This is a genomic window from Pseudomonas sp. MYb13, from assembly GCF_002980075.1.
In the GTDB taxonomy this organism is placed as follows: domain Bacteria; phylum Pseudomonadota; class Gammaproteobacteria; order Pseudomonadales; family Pseudomonadaceae; genus Aquipseudomonas; species Aquipseudomonas lurida.
On record NZ_PCQI01000008.1, the window covers coordinates 200261 to 212270 of the forward strand.

At 63.1% G+C, this 12010-nt stretch carries 9 protein-coding genes and 1 pseudogene; 5 read left to right on the forward strand and 5 right to left on the reverse strand.

Annotation, left to right across the window (positions count from 1 at the left end):
- Window positions 1-217: 217 nt before the first annotated feature.
- The 5 genes and pseudogenes from CQ002_RS16840 to CQ002_RS16860 all read left to right on the forward strand — a co-directional run bounded on the left by CQ002_RS16840 (window position 218) and on the right by CQ002_RS16860 (window position 6662).
- Window positions 218-2731: a TonB-dependent receptor gene (locus tag CQ002_RS16840; protein ID WP_105162459.1), complete on the forward strand. Its 2514-nt coding sequence runs from the start codon at window positions 218-220 to the stop codon at window positions 2729-2731.
- An 82-nt stretch (window positions 2732-2813) separates the two neighbouring features.
- Window positions 2814-4679: a phytase gene (locus CQ002_RS16845; RefSeq protein WP_105162458.1), complete on the forward strand. Its 1866-nt coding sequence runs from the start codon at window positions 2814-2816 to the stop codon at window positions 4677-4679.
- A 47-nt stretch (window positions 4680-4726) separates the two neighbouring features.
- Window positions 4727-5419, forward strand: a complete 693-nt coding sequence (tolQ, locus tag CQ002_RS16850; RefSeq protein ID WP_034106464.1) for a protein TolQ — start codon at window positions 4727-4729, stop codon at window positions 5417-5419.
- 15 nt (window positions 5420-5434) lie between these two features.
- A pseudogene (tolR, locus tag CQ002_RS16855) lies at window positions 5435-5880 on the forward strand (protein TolR).
- A complete protein-coding gene (locus tag CQ002_RS16860) occupies window positions 5877-6662 on the forward strand; it encodes an energy transducer TonB (RefSeq protein WP_034106459.1) in 786 nt (261 codons plus the stop codon). The pseudogene tolR and the gene CQ002_RS16860 overlap by 4 nt, the downstream one beginning before the upstream one ends.
- A 45-nt stretch (window positions 6663-6707) precedes the next feature.
- Here CQ002_RS16860 and CQ002_RS16865 read toward each other — a convergent pair whose 3' ends face one another.
- The 5 genes from CQ002_RS16865 to CQ002_RS16885 are packed head-to-tail and all read right to left on the reverse strand — an operon-like array spanning window position 6708 to window position 11891.
- Window positions 6708-7652 carry a D-isomer specific 2-hydroxyacid dehydrogenase family protein gene (locus CQ002_RS16865; RefSeq protein ID WP_105162457.1) on the reverse strand — a complete coding sequence of 315 codons (945 nt, stop codon included), beginning with the start codon at window positions 7650-7652 and terminating at the stop codon, window positions 6708-6710.
- A complete protein-coding gene (locus CQ002_RS16870) occupies window positions 7649-8818 on the reverse strand; it encodes an acyl-CoA dehydrogenase family protein (RefSeq protein WP_105162456.1) in 1170 nt (389 codons plus the stop codon). The genes CQ002_RS16865 and CQ002_RS16870 overlap by 4 nt, the downstream gene beginning before the upstream one ends.
- A gap of 38 nt (window positions 8819-8856) precedes the next feature.
- Entirely contained in the window at window positions 8857-9540 is a 684-nt protein-coding gene (locus CQ002_RS16875) for a peroxiredoxin-like family protein (RefSeq protein WP_069077577.1), read from the reverse strand.
- Window positions 9537-10901 carry an LLM class flavin-dependent oxidoreductase gene (locus CQ002_RS16880; RefSeq protein ID WP_034106451.1) on the reverse strand — a complete coding sequence of 455 codons (1365 nt, stop codon included), beginning with the start codon at window positions 10899-10901 and terminating at the stop codon, window positions 9537-9539. The genes CQ002_RS16875 and CQ002_RS16880 overlap by 4 nt, the downstream gene beginning before the upstream one ends.
- Before the next feature lie 12 nt (window positions 10902-10913).
- Window positions 10914-11891, reverse strand: coding sequence for an ABC transporter substrate-binding protein (locus tag CQ002_RS16885; protein WP_034106449.1), 978 nt, complete (start codon window positions 11889-11891; stop codon window positions 10914-10916).
- Window positions 11892-12010: the final 119 nt, after the last annotated feature.

The window sequence follows — 12010 nt, forward strand, 5'->3', positions numbered from 1 at the left end:
TCCAGCGCTAGCAGACAGACCGCTGTTGCAGGCAACTCAACGCCCACTTCGGATTGGGGTCAATTCAGCTCATTTGTTCGCTTCACACGGCTCTAGACCAGGGTTTACGGGCCTTCGCGCCGATCCCTGTCACAGAACCGTCATCCCTCGCCCCTAGCGTGCCCTCCCAGTTGCCGGGTCTCTTGCCTGGCGCCAACGGATTCTTGGGGAGGATTGCATGTACAAGCGCACCGGGCTCGTCAGCTTCACGCTTACTGCCTTGGCCCTGGCGATAGCCAGTGAGCGGCTCAATGCGGCCGAAGTGGCCAACACCGAGCACGTCGAAGTGGTCGGGCAGGCTGCTGCCATCGACCAGGCGTTGAAGGAGCAGCGCTCGTCCGACAGCATCAAGAGCGTGGTGCATGCCGATGGCGTGGCCCAGTTGCCGGATGAGAACGTCGCCGAAGCGGTGCAGCGCCTGCCGGGTATCAGCGTGGAGCGCGACCAGGGCGAAGGGCGTTTTGTCAGCGTGCGTGGCCTGGGTCCGGACCTCAACAGCGTGACCATCAACGGCACCCTGGTGCCCGCCCCGGAGAGCGCGCGGCGTGCCGTAGCGCTGGATGTGCTGCCGTCGGAGCTGGTGCAGTCGCTGTCGGTGATCAAGACCCTGACCCCCGACATGGACGCCAACTCCCTCGGCGGCACGGTCGACGTGCAAAGCCTGTCGGCCTTCGACCACAAGGGCCTGTTCTACAACGGTAGCACCGAAGCCAGCTACGACAAGAATACCCGCCAGACCAGCCCGAAGTTCTCTGGCGCGACCAGCAACCGATTCAGCCTCGGCGATGGCATCGACAATTTCGGCGTCGCCGCGGCGCTGAGCTGGCAGAAGCGCGATTTCGGCTCGGACAACGTCGAGACCGGCGGTGCCTGGGACTTCACCAACGGTGCCAAGCTCAACGAATTTGAACAGCGTGACTACGACATCAGCCGCGAACGTGCCGGTGGCGGCCTGAACTTCGACTACAAGCCGGACGACTTCAGCAGCTACTACCTGCGCACGCTCTACAGCCGCTACAAAGACACCGAGACCCGCAACGCCGCCAGCATCGAGTTTGCCGACCCGCTGGCCGCCGGCGAGTTGGGGGATGCCGAAGCCAAGCGCAAGCTGAAAAACCGCGAGGAAACCCAGGAAATCCAGTCCTACGTGTTCGGCGGTGAACGCATGCTCGGCCTGTGGACCTTGAGCGGCCAGGCCGGCTACAGCCAATCGAGCGAAGACAGCCCGGCGCACATCGCCGGCGCCACTTTCGATGGCGGCGACTTTGCCGACAGTGGCTTCTATGACAAGGACAAGCCACGCCCGATCATCGGCAGTGGCTTCTACGACGCGCGCAATTTCAGCCTCGATAAAGTCGACTGGGAAAAACAGAACACCAAGGACACCGAGAAAAACCTGCGCCTGGACCTGGCCCGCGACTATGACCTGAGCGGCTATGCCTCCCAGGTGAAGTTCGGCGGCAAGGTCAGCCGTCGCAACAAAGACAACGACTTGGAAGCCTGGGTCTACGAAGACTTCGACACCCTCGGCTTCAGTGCCGACCAGCTCAACCTCAGCCAATTCCAGAAGGGCAGTGTCGACTATCGCCTCGGCAACTACGGCCCGGGCATCAGCCCCAGCGCCATCAAGCAACTGATCGGCAGCCTCAACCCGGCGGACTTCTATGACGAGACTGAATCCCGGGTCAACGACTTCACTATCCGCGAAGACATCAACGCCGGCTACTTGATGAACACCATCGACATCGACGACTGGCGTTTTATCGCCGGCTTGCGCTACGAAGGCACCGAGTTCGAAGCCAAGGGCACCGGCGCCACCGATGGGGTGTTCACGCCGACCGAGACCAAGCGCCGCTATCACCACTGGCTGCCGGGCCTGCATGCGCGCTACCAGATCGACAAGAACACCCAGGTGCGCGCCGCCTGGACCAAATCCGTGGTGCGCCCAACGTTCGGTCAGTTGGCACCGGGCTTCGTGATCGACGACGACGAAGCCACCTTCGGCAACCCGGACCTCAAGCCTCTGGCGTCGAGCAACCTCGACCTGGGCATCGAGCACTTCATGGGCCGTGCCGGCACCGTCTCGGCGTTCGTGTTCTACAAGGACATCAAGAACTTCGTCTACAACACCGACCTGGCCGGTACTGGCGCCTGGACCAACTTTGCCGAGGCCCACACCTATGCGAACGGCGACAGTGCCAAGCTCTACGGCCTGGAACTGGCGTACTCACAGAAGTTCGACTGGCTGCCGGCGCCATGGAACGGTCTGCTGATCGGTGCCAACACCACGTTCAGCCGTTCCAGTGCTGATATCGAAGGTTTCGACAGCGCCAGCGGGACGAACCGCAAGCGCACTATCAGCCTGCCCAACCAGTCCGATACCGTCGGCAACCTGATGCTCGGTTGGGAAGACGACAAGCTCAGCCTGCGCCTGTCGGCCAACTACAAATCGGCCTACCTCTACGAGTTGGCCTCGATCAATGACAAGGCCCATGACCTGCACGTCGATGCACAGACCTTCGTCGACTTCAGCGCACGCTACTCGCTCACCAAGAACCTGCAAGTCAGCTTCGAGGCCCAGAACCTCACCGATGAGTCGTACTTCGTCTACACCGGCCATCGTAGCTACAACGGCCAGTACGAGGAGTACGGCCCGACCTACAAGCTGGGCCTGACCTTCACCCATTTCTAAGCACCCCCTCATTTCCGATGTGGGAGCCGGCAAGCCAGCTCCCACAGTAGATCTCTATTGCTGTCGAAGGATGTGTTCGTTCATGAGAATTTCCAAGCTGTACCTGCTGATCGCGCTGGCCGTGGGTTCACCGGTAATGGCCGCCGACCTGGCCCTGACTGCCTGGGGCTCCAGTGTGAATGCCCAAGCCATCAACCTGCTGCCCAACGGCACCCACCGCCTGGTTGCCAGCACCCGCGATGGCCTGCAACTGCTCGACAACAAAGGCGTCGGGCTGGCGCGTTTCAATGGCAACTTCAGCAGCCTGGACACCCGTGTCACCGGTGCCCAAGTGCTGGTCGCCAGCCTCGACAACGAGCGTCAGCAGGCGCTGCTGATCAACCTGGATACCGCCAGCAAAACCTGGGGCCAACCGCTGTACCTGCCTACCCGCGACTACCCGGTGACCGGCCTGTGCCTGTACCGCGACGGGGCAGCCAACCTGTTTGTGTTCCTGGTGGGCGAAGAGGGCAAGGGCGAGCAATGGTTGGTGGGCAACGCCTCGAGCCTGCTCCGCGAACCCCAGCGCGTACGCGGCCTGCCGCTGCCACCGTCGGCACAGTTCTGCCAGGTGGATGATGCCACCCAGCAACTGGTGGTGAACGAAGAAAACGTCGGCTGGTGGGCTTACCCGGCGCATCCGGAGGCTGAGGTCAAACGCACGCCTGTGGCGCTGTTCGACGACCCCAAGCGCGAAGCCGGGGCCATGGCGCTGGTGCCGGGCGCAGTGGTGGCGCTTGATCCAAAGACCGCCCAGCTGCACCTGTTCCAGCACACCGGCAAACGCTGGGTTGAGCAACCGAGCCTGACGCTGCCAGGACTCAAGGAACCGGAACAACTCAGCGTCAATGGCCAGCAACTGCTGGTACGTGATGACGACACCGGCAAGTTGTACCAAGGCACACTCAACTGGCAAGCCAAGCCGGTGCCAGCCGAGCCGGTGCTGCCGGAAGTCGCCGCTGTGCGCCAGACCGACCCGGTCGGCCGCCAGGGCGATGCGGCGGACGACCCGGCCATCTGGATTCACCCCACGCAGCCGGAAAAAAGCCGCGTCCTCGGTACGAACAAGAAGCAAGGCCTGCTGGCCTATGACCTCGACGGCAAGCTGTTACAGGAGCTGGCGGTCGGCCGCCTCAACAACGTCGATGTACGCCCCAATTTCAAGCTCGGCGCGCGCACCGTCGACCTCGCCGTGGCGAGCAATCGCGATCACAACAGCCTGAGCCTGTTCAGCATCGACCGTCAGAGCGGTGAACTGCGCGAAGCGGGCGAAGTGCCTACGCCGCTCAAGGACATCTATGGTATTTGCCTGTTCCAGCCAGCCAGCGGCGAGATCTATGCGGTTGCCAACGACAAGGACGGCACCTTCCTGCAATACCGCCTGAGCGCAGCAGATGGCCGTGTACAGGGCGAGCTGGTGCGCCAGTTCAACGTCGACAGCCAACCCGAAGGCTGCGTGGCCGACGACCAACGCCAGCGCTTGTTCATTGGCGAGGAGGACGTCGGCGTCTGGGCGGTGGATGCGCGTGCTGACCAACCGGCCACGCTCACCAGTGTGATCAAGGTGGGGCCGCAGTTGCACGCGGATGTCGAGGGCCTGGCGTTGTACCAGAGCAACGCGCGCGATTACCTGGTGATTTCCAGCCAGGGCAATGACAGCTACCTGGTGGTGGATGCCGAGCCACCCTTTGCGACGCGCGGGGCGTTCCGCGTTGGCCTTAATGCGGCCGCCGGTATCGACGGAGCTTCGGAAACCGATGGCCTGGAAGTCACCGCCATTCACCTCGGCGGCCCCTGGAGCCAAGGCATGCTGGTGGTGCAGGACGGGCGCAAGCGCATGCCCGAGCAAACCCAGAACTTCAAGTTCGTGCCGTGGGCGGACGTCACCCGCGCGCTGAAGTTGCCGTGAGCCGTCATCACCCGGTCATCACTTTTTAATCGAATAGGAGCTTAACCATGCACGCGACGATGGAACATATGACGATCTGGGGGTTGATCAGCGATGCCAGCCTGTTGGTCAAGGCGGTGATGGTCACTTTGCTGCTGGCATCCTTGCTCAGTTGGTACCTGATCATCCTGCGCGGCAGTGTGCTGCGGCGCCTGGAGCGACAGTTGAACGGCTTTGTGCAGCGCTTCCGTGCTGCTACCGACTTGCAGCCGCTGTACCGCGAAACCGTGCAGGCAGGCGAGGGTGGGATTGCGCCGATCTTTATCGCCGGCGTGCAGGAATACCAGCACCTGCACCACCATGATCCGGCTGTGCTGGAGGGTGTCGAGCGCGCATTGCAGGTGGCGATCACCGAACAGGAGATCGAGTTGGAAAAGGGCCTGCAATTCCTCGCCACCGTGGGGTCGGTGAGCCCCTACATCGGCTTGTTCGGCACGGTGTGGGGAATCATGAATTCCTTTATCGGCTTGTCCCAGGTACAGCAAGCGACTTTGTCCACGGTGGCGCCGGGCATTGCTGAAGCATTGATCGCCACGGCCATCGGCCTGTTTGCCGCCATCCCGGCAGTGATCGCCTACAACCGTTTCGCGGCGCGCGGCCAGACGTTGCTCACCCGCTACTACGCCTTCGGCAACGAATTGCAGGTGCGCCTGCATCGCACCTTGCGCGGCACCCCGATCAACCTGGCCGTAGCCGCCTGAACAAGGAGCACACCGATGTTGACCAGGCCGCAACGCAAGCATGGGCCCAAGGCGGAGATGAACGTGGTGCCCTACATCGACGTGATGCTGGTGCTGCTGGTGATCTTCATGGTCACCGCGCCGATGCTGACCCAGGGCGTAAAGATCGAACTGCCCAAGGTCGCCGCCGAGGCACTGGCCACCGACACCCGCCAGCAGATCCTCACGCTGTCGGTGAAGGCCGACGGTGGTTACTACTGGAACCTTGGCGGCGAACTCGACACCCGGCACCAGACCGACAGCGCCGTGTCCCTCGATGAAATGGGCGCCAAGGTCATGCAGGTGGTGGCGGCGCGCAGTGATACCCAGGTGTACATCCGCGCCGACGACAACGCCGGCTATGGCCGTGTGGTAGCGGCCATGGCGGTGTTGCAGAAGGGGGTGTGAGCAACCTGGGGCTGGTGACCGAGGCCCCGCAATGACGGCGATGATCATGCACAGTCCAACATTGACGATGGCGCCCCAGGCGCCGTCCGGGTTCTGGAGAAACAGCCTTGCGGCGAGCCTGGCCGTGGCGCTGCATGTAGGCGTGCTGGCTGCGCTGATGCTCGGCTGGTCGACGGGACAAACGCCGGTGGAGGTGCCCAGGGTGATGCATACCCAGTTGGTGATGATGCCGGCTGCGCCAGTTCCGGTCCCAGCTCCGGCACCTGAGCCTGAGCCGGTGGCCCTGCCGCCTCCGGAGCCGGTCGCTATTCCCCTGCCGGTCAAGCCCACAGTCGATCCGCAGATTCAGGCGCAGAAGCTCGAGAAAGCCGCCTTGGCACGCAAGCGCATCGAAGAAAAGAACGTCGAGCAACAACAGCGCTTGGCCACTGAACAGCGCAACCGTGAGCTTGAGCAACAACGTGCGCAACAACAACGTTTGGCCCAGGAACGCCTTGCCGCTGAACGCCCACGTCCCGCCGCACCGGCGCCCGCGCCAGCCTTCGACAGCCGCCAATACCAGCCCTTGAGCAAGGAAGCACCCGACTATCCCGAGCGTGCCCTGGACAAGAACATCGAAGGCGATTGTTCGGTGGAATACACCGTCAACACCCAGGGACGCGTGGAGAACCCCAGGGTATTGGACGGTTGTCACCCGTTGTTCATGCGACCTTCACTGGCGGCGGCCAACACCTTTCGCTACCAGCCGAGGATCGTAGAGGGTAAGGCTGTCGCTGTACCGGCGGTGCGTAACACCTTCCACTTCCGCATCAAATGAGATTTGCCAGCCGATGCACGCCCGCTGCTACCTTTTTGAACGGCGTCAGGCGTTGGCCACGTTGGCGAGCTTGGAGCCCGCGACGTACTTTTCCAGGTTCGCCAAAAACGTATCGGCAATCTCATTGCGGCTATTCGTGGAAATCGCCGACGTGTGCGGCGACAACCTCACCTTCGGATGGGTATACAGCGGATGCCCATCCGGCAATGGCTCCGGCTCGGTCACGTCCAGCGATGCCAGCCCGACCTGCCCATTGTCCAGGGCTTCCAACAGCGCCTCCTGATCCAGCAACCCACCGCGTGCAAGGTTGATCAGGTGCAGCCCTGGTTTGGCGCTGCCCAGCACATCACGGTTGATGATATGCCGCGTGGACTCGGTCAGTGGTGCAGCCACCACCAGGTGGTCGGCGCGGGCGAACAGGTCGTGGATATCCTTGGCGGCTTCCACGCCCGTGTTGAACGGCGCCTTGCTTTGGCGCAGCGCCACCACCTTGATCCCCAGCGCCAGGGCCTTTTGCGCCAGGCTTTCGCCGATTGCACCAAATCCCAGGAGGCCCAGCGTCGTGCCCTTGAGCGGGCTCAACGCGGTGAAATGCCACTGGGCATCCTTCACCCAGATATCCGGCAACTGCTTGGAGGCGGCAAAGATTGCCGCCAGGGCAAACTCGGCCAGGTTGTCGGCCGCACTGCCGCGCGAGGTAGTGACCGGTGGGCCGTCGAACAGCCAACTGGGGTAGAAGTCGATGCCCGACGACACCAGGTGCACCCACTGTGCGCCGTAGGGCCAGCCCGGCGGTGGCGTGTCCGGGGCGGTGTAGCCACGCACGTTGATCGGGCGCAGCAAGAGGATATTGGCCTGGGGCGGCAGGTCGCTGGGTACACCCGCGGGCACACCGATCACCTGGGCGGCGGGGTGGATCGAGGCGAGGCGCTGGCGGATCACGTCGTTGTAATCTTCGTCCAGCTGGCTGGCAATAATCACCTGACTCATGGGCGTTCCTTCTGGCGTTGGGCGAAGACCGTCTTGCCGACGCCTTGCAACACGGCGTCGTTCTGCGGGGTATGCACGCGACTGCAGAGTACGTCGCGGTAGTGGCGTTGCAACGGGCTATGGCGCGACAGGCCCGGGTTACCCGAGGCCTCGATGGCCAGCTCCACGGCGCGGATGGCGTTATGGGTTACCAGGTACTTCAGTTGCGCGGCATTGGCTGGCGGGGTATGGCCTTGGGCGGCAGCGTCGAGCAGGCTGCGGTTGGCAAACAGCAGGGTGTCGATATGGCCGACGGTTTCCTGGAAGCGCGGCAGCGTCGACAACGCTGCACCGAGGTTGGACGGCTTGCGCTCTTCCAGCCAGTTCACCAGCCAGTCCCGCGCGGCCTGGGCCACGGCGTCATACACCGAGGACAGCAACACCGACATCCACAGGAACCCTTCGCCATCCAGCTCCGGCGACGGCGCGCTCCACGGGCTGACACTGACAGCATGGTCGAGGGGTACCAGCACGTTGTCGAACACCACTTCGTGGCTGCAGGTGGCGCGCATGCCCAGGTGATCCCAGGTGTCGATGATGGTCACGCCGGGGCTGCCTTTGGGCACCAGCCAGGCACCCACCAAGGGGTCGGCGTCATCACTGCGGGCCCACACGCTGAACCAGCTCAGGCCGTGGCTGCCAGTGGAATAGACCTTGCGCCCGCTGATGCGCCAGCCTTCGGCCGTGCGCACGGCGGTGGTCGCCGGCAGCCCGCCACGGGCCGGCGTACCCAGGTCGGGTTCGACGCGCAGGGCGTTGATCAGCGCGCCGTCGCGCACGGCATCCTGGGCCACTTGCGTGCGCAGGTGCGCCGGCCAGGTCTTGCTGTCTTGCAGGCGGGTGTGTTGCAGGTACTGCATCACCAGGATCAGCGCGGTGGAAGGCTCGCCCTTGGCTATCGCGCTGATGGCCTTGCGCGCCAGGGGCAGGCTGGCGCCGCCACCGCCCAGGGCCTTGGGCACGGTGAGGGCAACCAGGCCGTGTGCGTGCAGCAACTTGAAGTTGGCGTGGGGGAAGGCGCCGCTCTCGTCATAGACGTGCGCGGTGCTGGCCAGCTCGGCGCTGAGGCGTTCGAGCAGGGCTTCGAAGTTGGCGACGTCCACGGAGCGTAGAGACGGTTGGGTCATGGGAACGCACTCGGTCAAAAATGTGGGATTGGCGTGATTTAGATAGCAATGCGTACAGGCTGTTGGCCCAGCAGTTGCTCCACTGCCCGCAACACCGGGTCTGCTTCAGTGCGCACCAACCAATCCGGGCTGACCTCCACCAACGCCACCGTGCCGTCCCTGGCAATCACGACCACCGTCGGTTGCGGTAATTCCCAGGTGCCGGTGCCGGTGGTTTCACCGATGTGGTTGCCCTTCGCCAACGCGGCATTGCGTGACGCTTCATCGAAGCTGTAGAGAATGCCCAGGCGTCGTCCGAGGTTGTTGTCAGGGTCACTGGCCACCAACAGTTGCAGGTTGTGACGGGTCTTGATTTCCACCAAGCGCTCGGGCACTTGCGGGCTCACGGCCACCAGCGGCACCCCGAGTTCGCGCAGGCGTGGGTAGAGTTGGCGTTCGTAATAGGGCAGGGCGATGTTGCACGCCGGGCACCCGGCAAAGCGGAAGAACACCAGCACGGCCGGACCGTCCGCCAGCAGCAGGTCGCGGTTGAGTTCACCGCCTTCCACATTCAGCAGGGTGAACGGGTCGAGTTCGTCGCCGACCTGTACGTAGTCGTCCGGCCGCGCTTCATCCACCAGGCGCTGGCGCTGATCGATATTGACCTGCAACGCTGCCGGCGCCCAGGTGGCAACACGCTCGGCGTGCAGCTCGGCCAACTGCCGGTTGAGGGACTCACTCATGCCAGCGCCTCCTGTTTTTCTTCAACCTCGGCGGCGACGCTGTGGCGGTTGGCCGGAACCTCCAGGCCAAGGTTGTCGCGCAGGGTATGGCCGCTGTATTCGGTGCGGAACAGACCGCGTTGCTGCAGCACCGGCACCACCCATTCGGTAAAATACTGCAGGCCATCCGGCAGCACCGAGTTGATGATGAAACCATCGCTGGCGCCGGTCTCGAACCAGGCCTGGATCGCATCGGCAACTTGCTCCGGGGTGCCGACAAAATCCCGTTTTGGCCGCGAGAAATGCAGCGCCACTTCGCGCAGGGTCAGGCCTTCGTCCCTGGCCAGTTGCTTGATGCGGTCGGAGCCGCCTTTTTGGCTGTTGGAGCCGAGGTCACCAAGTTCCGGGAAGGGCTCGTCCAGCGGGTATTGGCTGAAGTCGTGATCGTTGAACGGGCGCCCGAGGGCGACGATCGCATCTTCCACGGTGACCAGGTCCACGGCCTGCTGATAGCGGCTTTCCACTTCGGCCGGGTCGCGGCCGACAATCGGGCGGATGCCCGGCAGGATCGACAGGTTTTGCGGGTCACGGCCAAAACCTTTGGCGCGGCGTTTGAGGTCCTGTGAGTAGGCCAGCCCTTCTTCGATGCTGTCCACGTGCACAAAAATCGCATCGGCGTTTTGCGCGGCAAAGTTGCGCCCGTCCTCCGAGGTTCCAGCCTGGAAAATCACCGGTTGGCCCTGTCGTGAACGCGCAATGTTCAGCGGACCTTTCACCGAGAAGAAATCGCCCTTGTGGTTGAGTGCATGCAGCTTGTTCGGGGCAAAAAACTCGCCGGTCTGTTTGTCGTAGGTAAAGGCGTCGTCTTCCCACGAATCCCACAGGCCTTGGACGGTGTTCACGTGTTCCTTGGCGATGCGGTAACGCACGGCGTGGGGGGGATGCTCGGCCTTGCTGAAGTTGTCGGCGGTGCCACTCAGCCACGAAGTGACCACGTTCCAACCGGCGCGGCCGCCGCTGATATGGTCCAGGGACGAGAACTGGCGTGCGACCTGGTAGGGCTCGGTGTAGCTGACGGTCACGGTGGCGACCAGGCCAATATTCGTCGTGATCGCCGCCAGTGCCGAGAGGATGGTCAGTGGCTCGAAACGGTTGAGGTAGTGCGGGCTGGACTTGGCGTGGATGTGCAGGCTGTCGGCGATGAACACGAAGTCGAACTTGGCGGTTTCGGCCAGTTCAGTCTGCTGTTTGTAGAAACCGAAGCTGGTGCTGGCATTCGGTTGGGCGTCCGGGTGGCGCCATTCGCCCCAGCCGTGGCCGACGCCGTGGACCATGGCGCCGAGTTTCAAATGGCGTGGTTGTGCGTGATGTGGCTTGCTCATGTTCTGCTCCTGTTAGCGCGAGGCTTGCTGGGAAAGTTGGACACGCTTGGCGTTGAAGCTCTTGTCGAAGCCCTGTGACACGTCGATGTGCTTGGTCAGCAGGCCTTCTTGTTGATAGGTGTCGGCGGTCGCTTGCAGGCCGCTGATGACGGTGTCGTCAATGGCGACCGGTGTGAGGTGGGTGTCCTTGGCCACTTCCACATGCACTTCCAGCGGCAGGCTGGTGATCTTGGCCTGGGCGGCCGCGTACTCATTGGGGTGGGTGTTGGCCCAGGCGTAGGCTCGGTCGACGCGGGCGACAAAGTCGTCCAGTTGCGGGCGCTTGTCGGCGATGGCCTGGCTGGTGGCGGCGAGGTACAGGTGGTTGCTCAGCAACTGGTTACCACTGATCAACACGCGGGCCTGGCTTTGCGAAGTGACCACGGTGGTGTAGGGGTCCCAGGTGGCCCAGGCGTCGGCGGTGCCGTTATCCAGTACCAGGCGCGACTCGCTCGGCAGCAGGAAAATGAACTGCACGTCCTTGGTGGTCAGGCCGGCCGTGGCCAGGGCCTTGATTGCCAGGTAATGGCCGATAGAGCCGCGGCCGGTGACGATTTTCTTGCCCTTGAGGTCGGCGACGGTCTTGATCGGCGAGTCCTTGGGCACCAGCAGTGCGGTGGTGTTGCGCCCTTCGGCGTGGATGATGCTGACCACCTTGAGCGCTGCGCCTGCACCGAGTGCGAACACGTAGGGCGCATCACCCAGGGCACCGATGTCCACGGCGCCGGCATTCAGCGCTTCGCCCAGGGGCGAGGCGGACGGGAACTCCGACCACTGGATTTCATAGGGCACGTTTTTGGTTTCGCCGGACACTTCCAGCAGCGCCTTGATCGTGGATTTCTGGTTGGCCACCCGCAGCGGTTGCAGATCGGCGGCGTGAGCTGCACTGGCCAGGCCGAGGGCTAGGGCGGTGCCCAGGAGCAGGCGTTTGAAAGGGGAGGTAAAGACCATGGGATGCAGTCTCCAGGCAGATCAAAATGAGGTTCGGTTTACCTCCGCCTGGAGAAGGGGTCGGTCAGTGGGCTAACGTTATTCCTATAAAAACTGGCTGTGAAGTTCTTTTTGGTTAT